This window comes from Endozoicomonas sp. 8E, assembly GCF_032883915.1.
GTDB lineage: Bacteria > Pseudomonadota > Gammaproteobacteria > Pseudomonadales > Endozoicomonadaceae > Endozoicomonas_A.
The window spans coordinates 81,616-102,944 of the sequence record NZ_CP120717.1 but is presented as its reverse complement, the minus strand read 5'-3'; the positions used below and the strand labels follow the sequence as shown (position 1 = coordinate 102,944).

Below are 21,329 nucleotides of genomic sequence, written 5' to 3'. Positions count from 1 at the left end.
TGAACAATGAAACCCTCTGGCTGACCCAGAAGCGTATGGCTGAGCTGTTTGGCGTGGGTGTTCCGGCCATTTCCAAGCATCTGGAAAATATCTACTCCAGTGGCGAACTCGATCAAAAAGCAACTATTTCCATTTTGGAAACAGTTCAACAGGAGGGTAAGCGGGAAGTAAAACGCAAGCTCGAGTACTACAACCTGGATGCCGTCATCTCCGTCGGCTATCGGGTCAACTCAACCCAAGCCACACAGTTCCGCATTTGGGCAACGGCCTTAATCAAGGAATACATCATCAAGGGCTTTGCCATGGATGATGAACGTTTAAAAAATGGCCGGTATTTTGGTAAGGATTACTTTAAAGAGCTACTGGAGCGGGTGCGTTCCATCCGTGCCAGCGAGCGGCGTATTTATCAGCAGATTACCGATATCTTTGCCGAGTGCAGTATCGACTACCATCCCAAATCAGACACCACCCGTTTGTTTTATGCCCATGTGCAAGACAAATTTCATTTTGCTATTACCGGTCACACGGCAGCAGAAATCATCGCTTTAAAAGCCGATGCCGAGCAGCCTCTCATGGGCATGAACACCTATAAAAATGCCCCTGATGGCCGTGTACTGAAATCAGATTCCAAGGTGGCAAAAAACTATTTAGCTGAAAATGAGATCAAACAGCTGGAGCGAACCGTATCCGCTTTTTTTGATTACATCGAAGGAATTATCGAACGACGCAACACCTTCACCATGGCAGGGTTTGCAGAGAGTGTGAATAAGTTTCTGGAATTTAATGAGTACCAGGTTCTCGAAGGCCATGGCACCATCAGCCGCCAGCAGGCAGAGCAAAAAGCCTTTGCCGAGTACGAAAAATTCAATAAAAAACAGCGGATAGAATCGGATTTTGACCGTCAAGTTAAAAAACTGCTGACAAATAAAGGTAGTGATCAATGACCGACTACAAAACCATCGCCGAATCAAAAAACTTCATCGTACTCGATCAATACACCCAGGAATGGCAGGTCAAGGACAGCTACCAGAGCGAAACCGATCTCGAGCATGAACTGATCGAGGATTTGCAGAACCAGGGTTACGAATATGTAGCGGGCTTAAACACACCCGAAAAAATGCTGGCCAATGTCCGTGAACAATTACAGGCACTGAATAACGTCAGGTTTCAGGATGGCGAGTGGCTCCGGTTTGTCGAACAGTATCTGGACAGGCCCAGCGACACCATCATTGATAAAACCCGCAAGGTTCATGACAACCACATTTTTGATTTTGTGTTTGACGATGGCCATATCGAAAACATCTACCTGCTGGATAAACAGAATATCGCCCGCAACAAAGTGCAGGTGATCAAACAGTTTCAACAAACCGGCACCCAGGCCAACCGCTATGATGTCACCCTTCTGGTGAATGGTTTACCGCTGGTGCAGATTGAGCTGAAAAAGCGCGGCATCGCCATACGGGAAGCCTTTAACCAGGTGCATCGCTACAGCAAAGAAAGCTTTAATGCCGAGAACTCGCTCTATAAGTACTTGCAGCTATTTGTGATTTCCAACGGCACCGACACCCGTTACTTCGCCAATACCACCCAGCGCGATAAAAACAGCTTCGATTTCACCATGAACTGGGCGAAATCCGATAACACCCTGATTAAAGACCTGAAGGATTTTACCGCCACTTTTTTTCAGAAAAACACCCTGCTCAGGGTACTGCTGCACTATTGTGTTTTCGATGTCAGCGATACCTTATTGGTAATGCGTCCCTACCAGATTGCCGCCACCGAGCGCATTTTGTGGAAAATCAGAAGTTCCTACCAGGGCAAACACTGGAGCAACACCGAGAGTGGTGGCTTTATCTGGCACACTACCGGTTCAGGTAAAACCTTAACCAGTTTTAAAGCCGCCCGTCTGGCTACTGAGCAGGATTTTATTGATAAGGTCTTTTTTGTGGTGGACCGTAAAGACCTTGATTACCAGACCATGAAAGAGTACCAGCGCTTTTCACCCGACAGCGTAAACGGCTCAGACAGCACAGCAGGTTTAAAACGCAACCTCGCTAAAGACGACAACAAAATTATTGTTACTACCATTCAGAAGCTGAACAACCTGATCAAAAGCGAGAGCCACCTGCCTGTCTATCAACAACAGGTCGTGTTTATTTTTGACGAAGCCCATCGCAGCCAGTTTGGTGAAGCACAAAGGAATTTGAAGAAAAAGTTTAAAAAGTACTATCAGTTTGGTTTTACCGGCACGCCGATCTTCCCGCAGAATGCCTTGGGCGCAGACACGACAGGCAGTGTGTTTGGCCGGGAATTACATTCTTATGTCATCACCGACGCCATTCGCGATGAAAAGGTGCTGAAGTTTAAAGTGGACTACAACGATGTACGACCACGGTTCAGAAATATTGAAAAAGAAACGGATGAGAAAAAACTGACCGCCGCTGAAAACAAGCAGGCTTTTTTGCATCCGGAACGTATTACTGAAATCTCCCGGTACATTCTGAATAACTTCAGGCAAAAGACTCACCGACTGCAAGCCGGTGGCAAGGGCTTCAATGCCATGTTTGCCGTCAGCAGCGTGGATGCGGCCAAAGCTTACTACGAAAGCTTCAGAACCCTACAGAATAAAGACCATCAAGAACAACCGGGCAAAAAGCTCCTTAAAGTGGCCACTATCTTCTCTTTTGCGGCCAATGAAGAACAGGATGCCGTCGGAGATATTGTTGATGAGAGCTTTGAGGTGTCTGCCATGGATAGCAGTGCCAAAGAGTTTCTGAGCGCCGCTATTACTGACTATAACGCCCACTTTAAAACCAATTTTGGTGTCGATAGCAGAGGCTTTCAAAACTACTACCGTGACCTTGCCCAACGGGTAAAAAAACAGGAAGTCGACCTGCTGATCGTTGTCGGTATGTTCCTGACAGGTTTTGATGCCCCCACGTTAAACACCTTGTTTGTTGACAAAAACCTGCGTTATCACGGTTTGATGCAAGCCTACTCTCGTACCAACCGCATTTATGATGCCACCAAGACCTTTGGCAATATCGTCACCTTCCGTGATCTTGAGCAGCCAACGATCGACGCTATCACGCTATTTGGTGATAAGAACACTAAAAATGTCGTGTTGGAGAAGAGCTACAAAGAGTACATGGAAGGATTTACCGATATCACCACAGGCGAAGCTCGTCGTGGCTATCTGGAGGTTGTGGCAGAACTGCAAAGACGCTTTCCAAAGCCTGACGAAATTGTCAAAGAGCAGGATAAAAAAGACTTCGCAAAACTCTTTGGTGAATACCTGCGCGTTGAGAATGTACTGCAAAACTACGATGAGTTTGCTGGTTTGAAAGCCCTGCAAACGGTTGATAGGGATAATCCTGAGGCCGTCGAGGCGTTTAAAGCCAAATACTATCTGAACGACGATGACCTGGCAGCCATGGATACTATCGAAGTACCTTCAGAGCGGTTAATTCAGGATTATCGCTCAACTTATAACGATACCCGTGACTGGCTGCGTCGTGAAAAAGCCGCTAACCAGAAGGAAGAGTCCAGCATTGATTGGGACGATGTCATCTTTGAAGTAGACCTTCTGAAATCACAGGAGATCAATCTTGACTACATACTGGAGCTGATTTTTGAGCACAACAAGAAGAATAAAAATAAAGCGGACTTGATTGAAGAAGTCCGTCGTCTTATTCGTGCCAGCCTCGGGAACCGTGCCAAGGAAAGCCTGATTGTTGATTTTATCAACCAGACCGACCTGGATAACATCGGAGACAAGGCCAGCATCATTGATGCTTTCTATAAGTTCGCTCAGGCAGAACAAAAGCGTGAGGCCGAAGAACTTATCCGCTCTGAAGGCTTAAATGACGATGCGGCCAGACGCTATATCAGTACTTCATTGAAGCGGAAGTACGCCAGCGAGAACGGTACTGACTTGAATGCAACCCTTCCCAAAATGAGCCCGCTGAATCCTCAATACAAGACGAAGAAACAAACAGTGTTCCAGAAAATTGCTGATTTCGTGGAAAAATTTAAAGGCATTAATGACCGGATTTAACCAGACGAGCGTGTTTGAAAGTCAGGTTTTAAACACATTCTCTGTTAGAATCGTGCCTATTGGTACCCAATGCGTTCTTCAATGCACAAAGCTCCGCGTGATCGGCACTCTGGCAGAACAGTTCAATGGAAGCGCCTGACATAACACCTTAGGAGGTTCGGCCTTGTCATTGCCGAAAAAAATCATCACCCTGTTTGCCAGACAATCAGAAGCTCTGTCTCTTCGTCAGCAACTACTATTGCTGTTTGGTGTGCTTTTCACAGCACTGACTCTGTCTACCGGTTTTCTGGTCAGCAGCGAGCTGGAGTCTGCCAGCCGTCATCAGGCTGACTCCATCGGAAGTCTGCTGAGTGCCCAGACAGCCAGTGCGGCGACTGATATGCTGGTAACAGGAGACAGACTCAGTCTCAACGTATTGCTGGGACAGCTGGTGCAAAACCCCTACGTGGCCAAGGCCGCCATATACAGCATTGATAATCGTGAAATAGCCTCTTCAGAGAGTGATGAGGTCGGTGAGAAGGGTGAAACTTATTCGTCACCGATACACTATCAGGACGTGATTGCAGGCTATGTCCGCCTGCAACTGGACAAAGGGTTACTGACCCGGAATTCCGGCGATGCGTTGACACTGATCATTTCGATCAGCATCATCCTTCTGATCAGTGGATTGTTGTTGCTCTCCTTTTTCGCCTCCAATATCACTTCCCGACTCAACCTTATTGAAAGACAGTTGCATTCTATTCTGCAATCCCCCACCAATCCGGTTTCTTTTAGAAATGAAGTACTCCGACTCTCTGGCTTTGTGGAAAAACAACTGACTGAAAAACTGATGGACTCCATTGAGCCGGAACCCGAGGAAGAGGAAAAAGAGGAAATCTCGGCCATTATCAGTGTCCGCAATAAAAACCTGTCCCGGCTACGGCAACTGCTTGCCCCCCACGATCTGATGAACATTATTGAGACTCAGAGCGAAGCTCTTAAGTGTGCAGCTCAGCACTATCAGGGTGACTTAAGTTATACGCCAGACGGCACCGGGTATATTCGCTTTTCCAGCTTGGAAAGTACTTCTTTTGCCATGGACGCACTGAGTTGTGCTCTATTAATACAAAGTCTTAACAGGGTAGTTGGCGAGCAGAACATTGCTACGCTTGAGATGGGGCTGGGTATCTGTGTCAGTGACGGCGTCAGTGATTTCCCTGGTGCCGAACACCCCTCACAATCCGACAGTGCAGCCAGTAATGCACTGATGCTGGCGAGCCTGCCTGACTCGGAAGGTATTCACATGTTTCGTGATCAGCTCAACTGGCTACCTGCCGGAGAGCCCGAAATAAAACTCAGTGAACAGGGTGAAGACATTGTGGAGGTCACCGGTTTACCTGCAGAACAGCAGCAAGCCATTGCGCAGGAGGCTTATTCCATCAGCCGGGAGCTGGAGCGATAGTCAACGCCTACTGTTTTCTTCGCTCATAGCTGTTTAGAATCTACTCAGGAGGGTGGTCAATGAATCTAAACCGATTTCAAAATGGCAGCCAATGGTTAAAGGCCGATTTTCATCTGCATACACGGGCAGATCAAGAATTCAGCTATAAGGGTGAAGATAATGATTATCTTAATCAATATATAGAAGCCCTGCTGGTTGCAGACATTGGTCTTGGAGTCATTACCAACCACAATAAATTCGATCTGAATGAGTTCAAAGCTCTGCGCAAAAAAGCCAAAAAGTCCGGTATTGGCTTATTGCCGGGTGTTGAGCTGTCAGTCAAAGATGGGCAATCTGGTGTACATACTCTGGTCGTATTTTCTGACGAGTGGTTTAACAACAAGGAGCAAACTAACCACATACAAAGTTTCTTGAGCCTGACGTTTGCGGGTATTGCCAACTTTGAAGATGAAAATGCTCGCTCTAACCATAATCTGGTGGATACTGTTCGGGAACTGGATAAATTCCAAAAAGACTATTTTTTGATTTTTGCTCATGTCGAAGCGCCCAATGGTTTGTGGGGTGGACTATCACCCGGGCGTGTTAAAGAGTTATTTGACACTACTGCTGTTCAGCACAGAGCCCTGGCTTTCCAGAAGGTTCGGTCCCACGATACTCAAGATAAGATGAAGCAAGCTTTGGGTAAGCTCTATCCAGCTGAAGTCGAAGGAAGTGATACTAAGCAGTTAGCGGATATGTCCGCCAGAAAAGAGTCCTGTTTTTTAAAGCTGGGGGCTTTTAGTTTTGAAGCAGTCAAGTTTGCCCTCTGGGACAAAGAAGCCAGGGTTCGCTCTGTTCAACCAGGATACACTCACTCATATATCCGGAAAGTCAGCTTTGAAGGTGCTGGCACCTTGGGTGGTACAGAGATATTTCTTTCTCCTGAACTGAATACTTTGATAGGCATTCGGGGTAGTGGGAAGTCATCCATTCTTGAAGGGATTCGTTACGCATTGAACATTCCCTTTGGAGCAAAAGCATCCGATATTGATTACAAGGAAGGACTGGTTAAGCACCTGTTACACAGTGGTGGAAAAATCACCATTGATGCCATCGACCGCCGCGGACAGCCTTATCAAATTCGCAGAATTTTAGGCGAAAGACCCGATGTTTATGTCAACGGGCAATTACAACCGGGAGTCTCTATCCGGGAAACCGTCCTCCATCAGCCTATCTATTTTGGTCAAAAAGATCTTTCCAGTACTGGAGCAGGATTTGAAAAAGATCTAATAGAAAAACTGGTAGGTGATGCTCTCGTACCCTTGCGTGAAAAAATCAAACAGGGCCAACACAATGTGCTGGATGCGATTCACCAGATCAAGAGGCTTGACCGGGCGGTATCTCAAAAACAGGAGTGGACACAAAAACAGCAAGATGCTCAGTTTCAAATGAAGTTTTATCAGCAGCACGGTGTGGAAACCAAACTACAAAAACAGATTGATTTTGACCGTGATGAACGAAAAGTACAACAAGTTATTCTTGGTGCTGATAATTACTTATCTGAATTGAACCGTTTTATAGCCGACTTTGAAGATGAGCTTAAAAATCAGACTCTGTATAAGTCACCACAGAACCAACCGTTTTTTGATGACTTTTTTACTACCTATCAAAACCTGTTAACTGGCTTTGATGGCATAAAGCAGCTAGTTACCGATAGTCAGGCTACATTGCAACAATTACGAGAAAAACTTTCCGGCTTTAGTCAGCAAAAACTATCTCTGAAAGAAGCGTTTGCAGAAATAGAACGAAAGCTTGCGGGAGAACTCAAGCAAGCCGGTGCACAGGCCATTAGTCCACAGGAGTTTAAAAAACTAAAATCCTTGCTGGATCAGGCAGAGCAAATGCTCCAGGTGTTAGCCAAGAGTGAGCAACAATACAGCGATCTTGGTGAAACTCTTGGGAAGGAGTTGGATGGCCTGGATAAATTATGGTCAGAGGAATATCGTGCCATCGAACAGATCCTCGATAAGATCAACCTTGTTGACTCTCCTTTGAAAATTCGATCCGATTTCAAAGCCAATAAAGCCACTATGCTTGAGCACATTCAGGGCTTGTTCCGTGGGAGTCGTATTCGTGAGATAACGCTGCAAAGCGTTGTTGATGAGTTTAAGGATTTTGGCGCTATGTGGCGCGAAAAAGATAAACTGAAATCCATTCTGGGTGACTCGTTTGATACCTTCTGGCAGTACTTTGAAGATAAATCAGATAGCTTACTTACGTGGCAGGTGCCTAATACTTACACCATTGAATATCACAACAAGCCTTTGGCTCATCACTCTCTAGGTCAGAGAGCTTCTGCGCTCATGCTCTTTGTTCTAAGTCAGCGAGAAAACGATGTTGTTATCATAGATCAGCCAGAAGACGATCTGGACAACCAAACTATCTATGATGATGTCATCAAGTTAATACAGGAATTGAAACCAAAAACTCAGTTTGTCTTTGCAACTCACAACGCAAACATACCCGTATTGGGGGACGCCGAACTGGTCATTGCCTGCGAATACCTCGATGATAAAGTCCAGTCTAATAGCGGAAGTATTGACTGCTGCAACATACAGCAACGAATTGTTAGCGTCATGGAAGGCGGAACAGAAGCCTTTGAGAAACGTAAACAGGTATACGAAGCATGGAAACCGAAGAACTCTTAGGCATTATTGCCAATGGTGAAGATTCCAGACACCAGTTTAAAGCAACTATAAACAACGTTAACTCGTTAGCATCAGAAATGGCCGCTTTTAGCAACTCAAAGGGTGGTCATATTATTATTGGCGTCAATGATGATGGCACAATAACAGGACTCTCTGATGCTCAGTTACGAAGAATAAATCAAGATATTGCTAATGCGGCAACAAACAACGTTAAGCCAGCAATCAACCCAGTTACCCAAAACTTTGCCCTTCCTGGTGGAAGGGTACTGGTATTAACTGTAGCGGTCGGTTTAGTCAAACCCTACATGGACTCAAATGGTTACATTTGGGTAAAAAACGGTTCTGATAAGAGAAGAGTCACAGCCCGCGAGGAGCTTCAGCGGATGTTTCAGGAAGCAGGGTTGGTACATGCTGATGAATCTTCGGTGCAAAACTCTTTTACAACTGAGATTGATGAAGAATTTTTTGACACTTTCTTTGAACGAGAATACGGAGAGTCTGCAGATAAACAGCACATTTCTCGTTCACAGTTATTAGAAAACATGAATCTGGCAAAAAATGACTTGCTCAATATTGCAGGTACATTACTGTTTTCCGCTCGCCCACAAGTTCGACTACCTGTTTTCATTGTCAAAGCGGTTGCCTTCCCTGGAAAAAATATTGAGGATAATCAATATATTGATAGTCAGGATGTTAAGGGCAAACTAACCGATATTTTTCAGCAGTCTCTGGGGTTTGTGCTGTCGAACATCAAGCACATTCAAAAAGATCAAGGGTTTAACTCCATTGGTGAGCCTGAAATACCACGCATTGTTCTTGAAGAGCTCATCGCCAATGCGTTAATACACAGAGACTACTTTATCTCGGCATCTGTAAAATTATTGGTATTTACTGACCGCATTGAAATTATAAGCCCGGGACATCTGCCGAATAATCTGACGGTAGAGAACATAAAAATGGGCAACTCTAATGTTCGCAACCCCGTCCTTGCATCATTTGCCCCCAGATTACTGCCATACCGAGGTCTTGGTAGTGGCATCAAGCGAGCAATCAAAGCTTATCCAGATATAGATTTTATTGATGATCGAGACTCAAATATCTTCAAGGTAATTATTTTTCGTAAAGGGTGCTGAATACTTACGGAGAGATTATGAAGTCCAATCTAACCATAGTTAAAACAGCGATAGCGATAGCTATTAGTTTGAGTTCATACGCCTACGGCAGCGGTAATCACTCACAAAACACGACGCAGACGACAACGCTTGCTCCAACTCCTGTATCTGAAAGCCAACAAACTCTGGCTTCGGTATTTCCAAAATACACCACTGTATTTGGTATTAAAGTTCGGGGCACAGAAAAAGTGCCCGATGAAAAGCTGCTTCATGCTGCGAAAATCATGGCTGAATATCTCGATAACAATGATGATGGCCGTATCGACAATCAACAAGTGGTTGATATGTTAGTTCAACACAAAGCCACTTTGGCAATGATAGCTGACGATTCCGAACTACAGCCTGTGAGGGATAAAGTCGGAAATAGGAAGAAGCTATCCAATCTGCAAGACCTGAAAGCAAGCGAAACTCACCCAAATGGCGCGGCCAGAGGTGTATTTGATGGCGCCCTCGAAGAAGTACTGCATTTGATCACCCATCTTGGCTACAGCAAAGTTTATCCTGAAGCGCTTGCCGAGCGACATGGTTCATTGATTGCCGATGCCATGGACAAAGCTCGTGGTGGTCGGTTTGATACAATCCCGGACAGTTACCCTAAAAACGCCTGGTTCACTTATGAAGATGAAAGCTGTAACTACAGTTGCATGATCACTGAATACACTTATTTTGCACTGACTTCGATGCTCGGCGGTCAACAGTTTCCGGGTCGATTGGAAAAAATCCAAAATGAATGGAAATTAAACACCAGGGATAAAGTACGATCAGGTGACCCTGATGTTTACAATATCCTGACTAATCCGGCCTATTTACTGCCCAGTGTATTACCAGATGGTCAGTACAACTCGACCCCTTTCGAGATAAAAATCGGTGCTGATGAGTCAACAGAAGTCAGCACAGAAGCTCATGATTCTGCGACGAAAGCAGAACAAACGTTAGTCGTGCTGTTCGTCGCTGTAATGATTGTTTTTGGAAAAGTGATGCTGTACTGACTCTAAAAATGCGGGAAGGAAAAAGTTTAATTCCTTTTCTTCTTACTATTTCAGACTCTCATCTCAATGCCATGCTTGGCCATGTAAGCTTTGGCCTGGGGGATAGAGTATTCAGCAAAGTGAAAAATACTCGCAGCCAGAACAGCATCGGCTTTACCTTCCTTCACACCTTCAACCAGATGATCCAGATTTCCGGCACCTCCCGAGGCAATAACAGGAATGTCCAGTGCATTGGATATGGCTCGGGTTACGCCAATGTCGTAACCGTTCTTTACTCCATCCTGATCCATACTGGTCAGAAGAATTTCGCCAGCCCCAAGCTGTTGCATTTTCCTGGCCCACTCAATTGCATCCAGTCCGGTTGGCTTTCGGCCACCATGGGTAAAGATCTCCCAGCGTTCAGGCTCACCTGACAGGCTGACCTTCTTGGCATCGATGGCAACAACAATACATTGGGAGCCAAAACGATCGGCAGCTTCCTGAACAAATTCAGGGTTAAAGACAGCCGCCGTATTAATACTGACTTTGTCGGCACCGGCATTGAGCATGGCACGAATATCTTCTACCTTGCGAATGCCACCTCCAACCGTCAGAGGAATAAAAACTTCACTGGCCATACGCTCAACGGTATGAACCATGGTGTCGCGGTCTTCGTGACTGGCGGTAATGTCCAGAAAGGTGATCTCATCGGCCCCCTCTTCGTTATACCGCCGAGCCACTTCAACGGGGTCACCGGCATCACGGATATCAAGAAACTGAACGCCTTTCACTACTCTGCCATTATCAACATCCAGACAGGGAATAATTCTTTTCGCTAAGCCCATTGAACGGCCTCTCTATTTTTTGCAATAAACCGATTAAAGACTCAGTTGACCAGACGCAGGCATACCGGATATCGGTAGTCATCTCCCCGACTGGCTTTCATGCTGGCCCGGATCACAAAAATCAGGGCAAAAACCACTGCAAACGGAACCAGGGGAAGAAAGAGCAGTCCGATCAGAACGGCATTCAGTAATCCCCAGACGGCAATCAACAGAGTCACGGTGATCTGGAAATTCAGAGACTCTTTGGCATGATGGGCAATAAACGCAGACTGATCTTTTTTCTGATACCAGATCAGAAAAGGGATCAACAGGTTCATGCCCGGCAGGACACAGCCAAACAAGGTCAGGATATGGGAGAAAACAGCCCAATTCTTCTCATTGGAATCGGGCTTTTTCATAAATGGTTGCAAAGCGTCTATGTCCATTTTTTTAAGCTCGAACGTATTTTAAGTGTCGAGCCCCCTCTAAGGATTCCAGTTCAAAAAGTTCTCAAGCAGTTTCAAGCCGCTGTCAGCGCTTTTCTCAGGGTGAAACTGCACCGCAAAGATATTGTCCCGTGCTAAAGCCACATCAAAATCGACGCTGTAGTGACAACGGCCAACGGCCATCGCATCATCATTAGCATGAGCATGATAGCTGTGGACAAAATAGAAGCGGGCATTATCTTCGATGCCTTTCCACAGAGGGTGGTCACGATGTTGCTGAACCGGGCTCCAGCCCATGTGGGGAACTTTCAGTTTTTCACCGGTCTCATCCACCAGCCCCTTGCCAAAGAATTTTACCCGCCCGGGCATCAGACCCAGACAGTCAACGCCACCATTCTCCTCGCTGTGATTCAACATGACTTGCATGCCAACACAAATACCCAGAAGCGGACGCTGGTTCTCGACCACTCCTCGCACCACATCATCTACGCCTTTGGCACGAATTTCTGCCATACAATCGCGGATAGCCCCCACACCAGGAAGCACCACATGATCGGCCTGCCGAATAATCTTCGGGTCAGAAGTCACCTTGATACGGGTATCGCTGCTGGCAACGTGTTCCAGAGCCTTACTGGCAGAGTGAAGGTTACCCATCCCATAATCGATGACTGCAACTGTCTTCATTTTTTTAAATCACCTGACAGCTTAATGAGAAACATATTGACTGCATCACTCTGTCTGTTTGAAGTGGACTCAAAGTTTTTTTCCGCTCATGGCTGATTACAGCGATCCTTTGGTGGATGGCATCTGGCCAGCCATACGAGGATCCAGTTCCAATGCCATTCTCAATGCCCGACCGAAGGCCTTGAAGACCGTTTCTATCTGATGGTGAGCATTGCGACCACGCAGGTTATCAATATGCAGCGTCACATTGGCGTGATTAACAAAACCCTGGAAGAACTCGTAAAACAAGTCGACATCAAACTTGCCAATCATGGCCCGGGTAAAATCGATATTAAACTCAAGGCCGGGACGTCCGGAAAAATCGATGACAACTCTGGAAAGCGCTTCGTCCAGCGGTACATAGGAGTGCCCGTATCGGGTCAGACCTTTCTTGTCACCAATGGCTTTGGTGAACGCCTGCCCCAAGGTAATACCGATATCTTCTACGGTATGATGGTCATCGATTTCGTTGTCGCCCACAGCCTTGATATCCAGGTCCATCATGCCATGACGGGCAATCTGGTCCATCATGTGATCAAGAAATGGCACACCTGTATCGAACTGGCCTTTGCCACCGCCATCCAGATTGACATCAACCCTGATCTGGGTTTCCAGCGTATTTCTTTCAACACTGGCCTTGCGCTCAGCCATGATAATCTCCAATTATATCTATTCTGCACATGGAGTCTGATCGGTTATTACTGCCAGACTCAAATAAAGACCCTTCAAACCTGAATGCTTGCTGACTCCCGGACCTCAACCCAACCATTATACGGAGCAGCTTTGAAGCAGGCGAGCTATTCATCTCGTACTTTTTCGAAAAGGTCTGCTTCCAGCCTCTCAAGCAATCTGTCAATCTGCTTTCGTTTGTTCTGTACCAGCCTGCCACCGGAAGGCCTTTCACGGTCATTGGCCCAGTTCTGCGACCAGCCTACCGTAAAATCCACACATTGTTCAGCAAACTGAGGCAGTGAAAATGCCCTGGACTGTTCCAGACACCCGGTAAGGAAATTATCGACATCCGACTGCTGGATTGGGTATTTGCCGGCCGCCCTCTTCATACTTCCGGGCTTGAGGACATAGATCCAGATTTGCCCTTTCCCGGGCAACTGGCCACCAGCCATTGTCTTGAGTTGTCTGAAACTAATGAGGGTTCTGCAGTTCAGGGTTTCATTGCGATCCAGGCTACTGATCTGATGTTCGGATGACGCCAGCAACAAACCATTGAATAACTTCCCTTCTTTCGGAGTAACGCCCGGAACGGTTCTTGTCGGTGATTTTTCAACGACTCTGGCAAACCAGCCCCGCTGATAACCGCTGACCCAGACAGGGAACTCAACCTCGTCTTTGTTGAGCTTCCTCTCCCTGGCTGCTTCCAGCATCAGCATGCCTGAAGCTACCAGGTATTGCTTTTGACGGGTATCAACCTTGGGGAAACACGCTAGGTCCAAAGCCCATGAAGAGACGGGCAAAGCCAGACAAAACACTACTGCCAGCCATCGTTTGACTGACATTATCCCCAAAACTCCCATTGTCTCCATAACCCGTTCCCAACCTATTCAAGCGGCAGAGGCCGATTCTCCCCAGGCAGAGTCACTCAAACAACCTCACCACCATATTAGTCGCTGAACAGCGCACCATAGCGAGTGGTTGAACATTTTCCGGGGTCATTGCTTCCTGTTCAATGAGCCAGACAACACTTGGCGACTGAAAAATTAATTCAACACAAGACTTGCAATTAGTTTTCAAACCTGATTTGTTAAAAGCAATGGTCAGAAGGATCTGATTCATGTCTGCTCGAGAGCTGTTTATGGACAAAACACTCAGGCTCGGAGTTTTTGCTACCCTGGCAACACTCACCGCTTTTTCAGCGGATGCCCTTCTATTGCCTCCAAAACCGCTGGCAATGAGTTCATCATGGGATTGTCGCTCCGGTCAGAACAGCGACTGGCTATGCCGAAACAGCCAGACAGATCGTTACGAACAATCTCTGGAAACCGCCGCTTATTCTGCTTCAAATAGAAATAACGGGTACCCGAAAACTATTCCTCAGCAGCACTATGAGCCTGTCAAAGCCGAGCCCGATAATCACTTCAAGCAGGAGTCAGTGCAGCCTGACTATCATCGGCAGGGTAACTACTCCAATTCCTACCAACAGACGACTCCGGAACAGCACCCCCGGCAAAGAGTCGACGAACTTCTGGGTTCGGAACATGGGAGTTTTGTTATCCAGTGGCTCGCAACCCACACCGAAGAACCATTAAAGGATTTACAGCGTCGTTTCCCGGTGCTGCAGCAGGCGACAATTGTTCGCTATCAGCGCAAAAACAAAGATTGGTTTTTATTACTGGACGGACCATTCAAAGATAGCCAGTCAGCAATGACAGCCCTCAACAGTCCTCCCCGGTTGTTGCTGACCGACAAACTCTATCCCTGGACACGTTCTCTGGCCAGCATTCAGAAGCTCAACCTGATTATGCCAGGAGAACTCAGAGATCCCGGTGACCCCTCACAGCCACTGAATGATCAGCGTTATGCCTACAATGATCCTGCGAAGCCGGACAATAATCGATTGTTTGCCAGTATCGCTCCCGCCTATCCAAAGGTTCAGCAACAAGAAACCCATCGGGACTACAATGTCGATCCTTACCAGACACCTGAGGCACCATTTCACTCTTCCTATCAGACCGAGCCTTATGAAGAAGCAATGGATTCGAACTACAGTGCTCCGCGTTCGCAGCGTTATACCCGGACGACTCCTGAAAGGAATGACTTTCAGGTAAAACAGCACCATCAGCAGAGCTATCTGGATGACGGCTTTTCAAGGTATTCAGCCCGGGAAGAGACCAACGAATATCGTCGTCCAAAAGAAGCCATAGAATACCGGCAACCGGCCAGACATGACATTCTCAAAGCTTCCCGGAACAGTTACGCTATTCAGTGGCTGGCTGGAACCCGAAGAGATACGCTGGAAAGAGTCCGCAGACGGTATGCACAGTTGAGTGACACCCAGATCATTCACTACCGGAAAGGATATCAGGACTGGTTTTTACTCGTAGGTCCTCCCTATACCAGCAAAGGTCAGGCTAACAGAGCGCTTTCCAGCCCGGAGCTGGCTCGTATTTCTACACGCCTCTACCCCAGAGTCCGATCGGTTAATGAACTGCAAAGCCTCATTACAGGGAAGTCAGAAAAGACTCAGCAGATAACCTCCCGGAAGGTTACCCAGCCGCAAGGAGCCATCTTCAGCGGGCCGGGAAACAGCTATACCATTCAGTGGTTTGCAGCCAACAAGCCAGAAGCCATTGAGAAGCTGAAAAAACGATTCCCGGAATTGAAGTCTGCAGTTACGGCCCGTTACCGAAAAAACCAGAAAGACTGGTATGTCCTTCTGCAAGGTCAGTTCACCAGCAGTAAAGAAGCTCTGGCTGTTCTCAATTCACCTCAACTGAAAGACGCTGTCCAGGTCCTCTACCCCTGGACCCGCTCGGTAAAATCCCTCAAGAAACTTCAGGCCTGGGAAAGTTAGGGGACAATATTTTCACTCCCCTTACCAACTCCTCAAACACTTGCGATACACTATCCTGACCAAGGAATAACAATATTTTGTACCCTGAGATCCCGAGGTCTCCCATGAACCGTGCAATTAAACTCATCGCCTTTGTAGTGGCTGGCATCATTATTCTTGCTGTTGCCGCGGCCCTGATTCTTCCAAAAATGATTGATCCCAACCATTACCGGGATGACATTTCCAAAATGGTTTATGACAACACTGGCTTGACGCTCTCGATTGACGGCCCCATTGGCTGGTCGGTCTTTCCCTGGCTGGGACTTTCCCTTGAACAGGTGAATGTTAAAGGCGCAGACAACTCCGAGCTGGCCAGACTGGGTACAGCGGAAGTCAGTGTTAAGCTGCTGCCTTTGTTAAGCAAAAAAGTAGAAATGCAAACAGCCAGACTGATAGGGCTGGATCTCAATCTGGTCAGGAACAAGTCCGGCCAGGGCAACTGGGAAGTTTCCACAAAAGCAGGTAGCGAGCCCACTGCAACAGAGACCACAACAGTTATAACACCCGAAGGTAGCACCGAATCTGCACCTCTGGAACTGGATATTGCCAATGTCAGTGTTGAAGGACTCGTAATCCGTTATAACGACGAGAGCACAGGTAAAACCTACCTGGTTGATCAGGCCGGATTGGAAACCGGGGCAATTCGCAACAAGGAGCCTTTTGACTTTAATCTGAAGGCCCGCATCAAGAGTAGTGAACCCGATCTGACACTGACGACTGGCATCACGGGTGTTCTGAAATTCAACCTCAAAGAGGGCACCTATGATCTGCAGGATCTCAAAATATCGGCCAACCCGGCGGCAGATAATCTTGTCGGGACAAGCACCGAAACCCTGCAAATTGTCGGTGCCCTGAATGTTCAGCAACAACCGTTGATGGTAAAAGGTCATCTGGATGTCACTCAGTTCAATCCAGGCAAGTTTCTGAAAGAGATCAAGATCCTGCTTCCCCCCATGGCAGATCCGGCGGCAATGACCCAGCTGGCTTTCAAGAGCAGCTTTAACACCGATGGTAAAAGCTTCTCTGCGGACAAACTGGATCTGACGCTTGATGGTTTCAATCTGGATGGTTTTTTCAAGATCGGAAACCTGCAACAACAGGACATGACTTTTCAGTTCAAGGGCGGTGACCTGAATCTGGATCGCTACCTGCCACCTGCCTCTGAACAGACAGAGACCAAAGAAGAATCAAAAGGCAAGACAGAAGGTGTCCAGAGCACAGAGCCCCCGACCGTTGCTTCAGGCGCTGTGAAACAGCTTCAGCCAAACCAGGAGCTGCCACTGATTCCGGAAGACGCCTTGCGTCCTCTGAACGTCAAAGGCTCTCTGGAACTGGCTTCCCTGACTGTTGCAAAGCTCACTTTTAACAAGCCTTCTGTCCAGCTTACAGCCCTGAACGGACGACAGGATATCAAGCTGGCTTCCGGCTTCTATGAGGGCTCCATTGATCTGGACGGCAAGCTGGATGTTCGCAACCAAGGGAATCCTGAAATTCAGACAACAGCAGACCTGAAAGCCATAAACCTGCAGGCTCTGGCTCAATCCATACCGGCTCTGAAGTCCATTGAAGGTAAGGTCAATGCAGACATGAACCTGACAACCCATGGCCAGCTACAGAGTGTTCTGATCAGCAACCTGAATGGTAAGGTTGACTTCAATATCGATAAGGGAGCCTTCACGGAGGCCAACTTTGACAAGATGGTGTGTGAGGGAATTGCCAGAATTCGCAAGAAAGATCTGCAGAAAAAAGACTGGGGTCATACCACCCGGTTCACCCGGCTCGGAGGCACTTTCACCATTAGCAACGGGGTAGCCAGCAATAAGGATCTGACCGCTGCTCTGACCAACCTGAACCTCAAGGGTGACGGCGATATCAATCTGGTCAAACAGACTCTGGATTATCATGTGGGCCTGAACATCAGTGGCGACCGTGCTCCTGACAGTGATCCAGCCTGCGAGGTTAACGAAGACTATGTCAATGTCACCTGGCCGGTTCGTTGTCAAGGCCAGCTGGGGCAGCAGGAATGTGGTATTGATACCAAACGTCTGGCCGACACCATTGCTTCACTGGCCAGGCAGGAAGTGAAAAAGCGTGTGGAAAAAGAGATTGAGAAAAAAGCCGGGCACCTGAAAGATGCCCTGAAAGGTCTTTTCAAATAAAAAACCGTTTTTCCAATGCTTCCTGCTCTATTGCCCCCCCCACTTATCCGTGTCGGTATCAGTGAGGGGGAATGCGAGGAGCTATCAGCCGAAGGTGGATACACAGAAGTAATAGCTCGATTAAACGCCAGGGCAACATAAAGGTTAATCGCAAGATTCCTTTTTAAACATTAATCGCTCTTTTTATTCACCCTATTTATTCGATCGATATCACTTATCAGAAGACCGTGTGATAGAACTTGAGAATGCATATTGTTATGTTATAACGTTTACAATATAACGAGCGTCAACTAGCTTTATAGCACCCCTCACTTTGAGCATTTTCACATTAGGAGCCTTCTGTGCCTTTAGTAAACCCGCCGGTTATTTCAACTGACTTCCACTCTCTAGCAACCAAAGTTACCCCCTTTAAAAGAGCTATCCACAAAAGATCGGCTTGCAGCCGAATGGCAAAAGCGCTGATTCTGGTAGCAGCGTCAGCCACCGCCCATGCTGAAGGGTTCAGTCCAAATTTCAGCCTTATTCTGGACGGCCATTACAAGTCAGCTGACAGCGCTCTCAGTGAATACGAGAAGGGCTTTGGTCTGGGTCATATTGAATTGGGTGTCAGTGCGGCTATTGATGATCTTTTCTACGGCAAGTTCACCGGTGTTGTGCACGATCACGACGGCGAAACCGAGTTCGAAACAGAAGAGGCATTTATCCAGACTCTGGCTCTGCCTGGCGGTTTTAGTGTTCGCGCAGGTCGCTTCCTGTCTGATATCGGCTACCTGAATGGTCAGCACGCTCACACGGATTCATTTGTTGAAAGACCTGCTGCTTACCGGGCAATGCTGGGGTCACACTACTACGACGACGGTGTTCGCCTGAGTTATGTAATGCCTACCGATACGTTCTGGACGATCGGTACCGAAGCTTTCAGCGGTGAAAAGATGCAGGCGGCAGATTTAACCGATCCAAAGTCAGTGGGAGTTTACACCGCCTTCACCAAAATTGGCGGTGATTTTAATGAAGAGCACAGCTGGCAGCTGGGTCTGAGCTATCTCAGAAATGACAACGGTGCCAGCATCAGCAGTCATGAGCACGAAGACGATGAAGATCACGAACATGAAGAAGATGAGGGCCATAACCACTCTCATAACGCCAAATTTACCGGCAAGAACACCTATATTGCCGATGCCGTATGGAAGTGGGCTCCTGATGGTAACTTCAAGTACCGCAGCCTGACCCTGACAGGGGAATATCTGCAAACACAGGATCTCAGCAACACCATCAAGGGTAATGAAAAGAATAAAGGCTTCTACCTGAGCAGCGTTTATAAGATGACGCCTCAGTGGGCAGTGGGTGCTCGTTACGGGGAGTTCAAGGGCTACGAAGCCCACGAGGACCATTTCGACGAGAAGAAGCTGCAAGAAACTGAACTTATGGTGTCCTGGAGTCACTCACACTTCTCCACAGTCAGACTGCAGTACACCCATCAGGCAGGTAACGGTTTCGAAAACACCAACAACAACATCGTAACCCTTCAATATGTTGTGTCCCTTGGAGCTCACGATGCGCACACTTTCTAAACTGTCGCTGGCATTCGCTCTGGCCTTTCCGGTATCCAGCCATGGGGCATTGATCGTATTTGCCTGTGAGCCTGAGTGGGCTGCATTGTCTGAAGAGCTCGCTACTGATGCAAAGGTTTACACGGCAACAACGGCCCGACAGGACCCTCACCATATTCAGGCTCGTCCAGGACTGATCTCGAAAATGAGAAAGGCAGACATAGTCGTTTGCTCAGGTGCTGAGCTGGAAACCGGCTGGCTGCCGGTTCTGCAGATGAAGTCAGCCAATCCAAAAGTCCAGACTGGAGACAAAGGACTGTTCTTCGCTGCTGATCAGGTGGAAACCATCGGCAAACTTGAGAAGGTAGATCCAACGATGGGCGATGTTCATCCGGAAGGAAACCCTCACCTGCATCTTGACCCTTATCGAATGCAGAAAATCGCCCTGGCACTGGCAGAACGCATGGCAGAGCTTGACCCGGGGAACAGGGATGAATATCTGGCAAACGCCAAAAAGTTCTCAGAACTCTGGGAGACCAACATCAAGCGCTGGGAAAAGGAAGCCGCTCCACTGAAAGGTAAAAATCTGGTGACCTATCACAGCAACTTTGACTATCTGCTGGAGTGGCTGGGCGTGAATGTTGTTGGCGACCTGGAACCCAAACCTGGTCTGCCACCTTCAACCAGACACTTGGCATCCTTGTTGAAGCTTTCTAAAAAGACGTCTATCGATGCCATCGTGTACGCCTCCTATCAGGACAAAAAAGGTGCGGACTGGTTAAGTCAGAAAGCCGGTCTGCCCGCCACAGAGTTGCCGATGACGGTCGGTGGCAGCGAACAGAGTAAAGACCTGATCAGCTTGTATGACGATCTCATTCAAAAGCTGCTGAAAGTGACAGGCAGCCCGGAAAATTCATGATGGAATGGGCTCTTTTTTCAATCATGATGCCTGCCCTCGTGGCAGGCATCATTGTTTTCAGTACACATCTGGTCTTGGGGCGACAGGTTCTGAAGCGCGGCATTGTCTTCATGGATCTGGCTATTGCCCAGATCGCGGCTATGGGTGCCATCGTCGCTCATATCCTGACGATGACACCGGCTCACAGTCATGGTGGTCCCCACGATAGCTCCTCAGGATTAGGAGCTTTAATGCCCTTTGTCTTTTCAATTGGTGGTGCTGGCCTGATTGCGTGGCTGGCCAAGTATACAGAGAAAGAGCTGGAAGCGATTATTGGCTGCATTTATGTGGTCTCTGCTGCTTCTATCACTCTCCTTATGTCCAGTGATCCCCATGGCGCGGAGCATATTTCCAAAGCCCTGAACGGTCATATCCTCTGGCTTGGCTGGCAGGACATGGTGGTTCCGGGATTGGCAAGCTTGGCTTTTCTTGCATTGACAGTCGTGAGACCAAAAATCCTTGATGGAAGCCTTTTTTACCCCCTCTTTGCCCTGATGGTCACACTGAGCGTTAAAATGGTAGGTGTCTATCTGGTATTCAGCGCCTTGATTATGCCGGCTCTGGCTGTCAATCAGCTGTCTGGAAAGAAAGCTCTTACTTTCGGCTATATGGCAGGATTAACAGGTATGATTCTGGGACTGGTGCTATCGAGTCTTTATGACTTTCCTGGTGGTGCGACAGTTGTCGTTAGTTTAACAGCTGTCTGTGTTCTGTTCAGAGTATTGAGCAGGCGCTGATAGCCAATGAAAAAGCGCCAGAAGGACTCACCTTCTGGT

General features: G+C 47.5%; 16 protein-coding genes. 11 read left to right on the top strand and 5 right to left on the bottom strand.

The genetic code is table 11. The features are described from left to right. Window positions 1-35 precede the first annotated feature (35 nt). From P6910_RS00410 to P6910_RS00385, 6 genes are all read left to right on the top strand, one after another. The gene (locus P6910_RS00410) at window positions 36-944 is read left to right on the top strand and encodes a virulence RhuM family protein (protein ID WP_317144317.1); all 909 of its coding nucleotides are present in this window, start codon (window positions 36-38) and stop codon (window positions 942-944) included. After that, window positions 941-4,057 (top strand): type I restriction endonuclease subunit R, encoded by a 3,117-nt coding sequence (locus tag P6910_RS00405; RefSeq protein ID WP_317144316.1) that lies wholly within the window; start codon window positions 941-943, stop codon window positions 4,055-4,057. Before P6910_RS00410 ends, P6910_RS00405 begins: the two co-directional genes overlap by 4 nt. A 163-nt stretch (window positions 4,058-4,220) precedes the next feature. Continuing rightward, a complete protein-coding gene (locus P6910_RS00400; RefSeq protein WP_317144315.1) occupies window positions 4,221-5,498 on the top strand; it encodes an AhpA/YtjB family protein in 1,278 nt (425 codons plus the stop codon). Between the two features lie 59 nt (window positions 5,499-5,557). Further along, window positions 5,558-8,185: a TrlF family AAA-like ATPase gene (locus P6910_RS00395; protein WP_317144314.1), complete on the top strand. Its 2,628-nt coding sequence runs from the start codon at window positions 5,558-5,560 to the stop codon at window positions 8,183-8,185. Beyond that, window positions 8,164-9,318, top strand: coding sequence for an RNA-binding domain-containing protein (locus P6910_RS00390; protein WP_317144313.1), 1,155 nt, complete (start codon window positions 8,164-8,166; stop codon window positions 9,316-9,318). The genes P6910_RS00395 and P6910_RS00390 overlap by 22 nt, the downstream gene beginning before the upstream one ends. Window positions 9,319-9,335: 17 nt before the next feature. Then, window positions 9,336-10,346: a hypothetical protein gene (locus P6910_RS00385; RefSeq protein WP_317144312.1), complete on the top strand. Its 1,011-nt coding sequence runs from the start codon at window positions 9,336-9,338 to the stop codon at window positions 10,344-10,346. Between the two features lie 50 nt (window positions 10,347-10,396). Here the strand turns inward: P6910_RS00385 and hisF are convergent, their stop codons facing one another. The 5 genes from hisF to P6910_RS00360 form a co-directional block, all read right to left on the bottom strand. Continuing rightward, on the bottom strand, window positions 10,397-11,170 hold the full coding sequence (hisF, locus tag P6910_RS00380; RefSeq protein ID WP_317144311.1) for an imidazole glycerol phosphate synthase subunit HisF: 774 nt from the start codon (window positions 11,168-11,170) through the stop codon (window positions 10,397-10,399). Between the two features lie 41 nt (window positions 11,171-11,211). Beyond that, window positions 11,212-11,568, bottom strand: a complete 357-nt coding sequence (locus P6910_RS00375; protein ID WP_317144310.1) for a DUF4870 domain-containing protein — start codon at window positions 11,566-11,568, stop codon at window positions 11,212-11,214. 66 nt (window positions 11,569-11,634) lie between these two features. Further along, window positions 11,635-12,279, bottom strand: a complete 645-nt coding sequence (gene hisH, locus P6910_RS00370; protein ID WP_317144309.1) for an imidazole glycerol phosphate synthase subunit HisH — start codon at window positions 12,277-12,279, stop codon at window positions 11,635-11,637. A gap of 96 nt (window positions 12,280-12,375) precedes the next feature. Next, window positions 12,376-12,969 carry an imidazoleglycerol-phosphate dehydratase HisB gene (gene hisB / locus P6910_RS00365; RefSeq protein ID WP_317144308.1) on the bottom strand — a complete coding sequence of 198 codons (594 nt, stop codon included), beginning with the start codon at window positions 12,967-12,969 and terminating at the stop codon, window positions 12,376-12,378. Window positions 12,970-13,115: 146 nt separating this feature from the next. Continuing rightward, entirely contained in the window at window positions 13,116-13,832 is a 717-nt protein-coding gene (locus P6910_RS00360; RefSeq protein WP_317144307.1) for a hypothetical protein, read from the bottom strand. 275 nt (window positions 13,833-14,107) lie between these two features. Here P6910_RS00360 and P6910_RS00355 point away from each other — a divergent pair, with 275 nt between their 5' ends. The 5 genes from P6910_RS00355 (at window position 14,108) to P6910_RS00335 (ending at window position 21,290) form a co-directional block, all read left to right on the top strand. Beyond that, window positions 14,108-15,847: an SPOR domain-containing protein gene (locus P6910_RS00355; RefSeq protein ID WP_317144306.1), complete on the top strand. Its 1,740-nt coding sequence runs from the start codon at window positions 14,108-14,110 to the stop codon at window positions 15,845-15,847. A gap of 104 nt (window positions 15,848-15,951) precedes the next feature. After that, window positions 15,952-18,045, top strand: a complete 2,094-nt coding sequence (locus tag P6910_RS00350; protein ID WP_317144305.1) for an AsmA family protein — start codon at window positions 15,952-15,954, stop codon at window positions 18,043-18,045. A gap of 341 nt (window positions 18,046-18,386) precedes the next feature. Continuing rightward, window positions 18,387-19,616 (top strand): hypothetical protein, encoded by a 1,230-nt coding sequence (locus P6910_RS00345; protein WP_317144304.1) that lies wholly within the window; start codon window positions 18,387-18,389, stop codon window positions 19,614-19,616. After that, a complete protein-coding gene (locus P6910_RS00340; RefSeq protein ID WP_317144303.1) occupies window positions 19,600-20,514 on the top strand; it encodes a metal ABC transporter substrate-binding protein in 915 nt (304 codons plus the stop codon). Before P6910_RS00345 ends, P6910_RS00340 begins: the two co-directional genes overlap by 17 nt. Next, the gene (locus tag P6910_RS00335; RefSeq protein ID WP_317144302.1) at window positions 20,511-21,290 is read left to right on the top strand and encodes a metal ABC transporter permease; all 780 of its coding nucleotides are present in this window, start codon (window positions 20,511-20,513) and stop codon (window positions 21,288-21,290) included. Before P6910_RS00340 ends, P6910_RS00335 begins: the two co-directional genes overlap by 4 nt. The last annotated feature ends 39 nt before the right edge of the window (window positions 21,291-21,329 follow it).

Bases quoted from the DNA above. Each gene is read 5' to 3' on its own strand.
- P6910_RS00395 (WP_317144314.1), top strand. From the start codon at position 5,558: ATGAATCTAAACCGATTTCAAAATGGCAGCCAATGGTTAAAGGCCGAT.
- P6910_RS00405 (WP_317144316.1), top strand. From the start codon at position 941: ATGACCGACTACAAAACCATCGCCGAATCAAAAAACTTCATCGTACTC.
- P6910_RS00360 (WP_317144307.1), bottom strand. From the start codon at position 13,832: ATGTCAGTCAAACGATGGCTGGCAGTAGTGTTTTGTCTGGCTTTGCCC.
- hisF (WP_317144311.1), bottom strand. From the start codon at position 11,170: ATGGGCTTAGCGAAAAGAATTATTCCCTGTCTGGATGTTGATAATGGC.
- P6910_RS00385 (WP_317144312.1), top strand. From the start codon at position 9,336: ATGAAGTCCAATCTAACCATAGTTAAAACAGCGATAGCGATAGCTATT.
- P6910_RS00340 (WP_317144303.1), top strand. From the start codon at position 19,600: ATGCGCACACTTTCTAAACTGTCGCTGGCATTCGCTCTGGCCTTTCCG.
- P6910_RS00355 (WP_317144306.1), top strand. From the start codon at position 14,108: ATGTCTGCTCGAGAGCTGTTTATGGACAAAACACTCAGGCTCGGAGTT.
- P6910_RS00350 (WP_317144305.1), top strand. From the start codon at position 15,952: ATGAACCGTGCAATTAAACTCATCGCCTTTGTAGTGGCTGGCATCATT.
- P6910_RS00390 (WP_317144313.1), top strand. From the start codon at position 8,164: ATGGAAACCGAAGAACTCTTAGGCATTATTGCCAATGGTGAAGATTCC.
- P6910_RS00335 (WP_317144302.1), top strand. From the start codon at position 20,511: ATGATGGAATGGGCTCTTTTTTCAATCATGATGCCTGCCCTCGTGGCA.
- hisB (WP_317144308.1), bottom strand. From the start codon at position 12,969: ATGGCTGAGCGCAAGGCCAGTGTTGAAAGAAATACGCTGGAAACCCAG.
- P6910_RS00375 (WP_317144310.1), bottom strand. From the start codon at position 11,568: ATGAAAAAGCCCGATTCCAATGAGAAGAATTGGGCTGTTTTCTCCCAT.
- hisH (WP_317144309.1), bottom strand. From the start codon at position 12,279: ATGAAGACAGTTGCAGTCATCGATTATGGGATGGGTAACCTTCACTCT.
- P6910_RS00410 (WP_317144317.1), top strand. From the start codon at position 36: ATGGCTGAGCTGTTTGGCGTGGGTGTTCCGGCCATTTCCAAGCATCTG.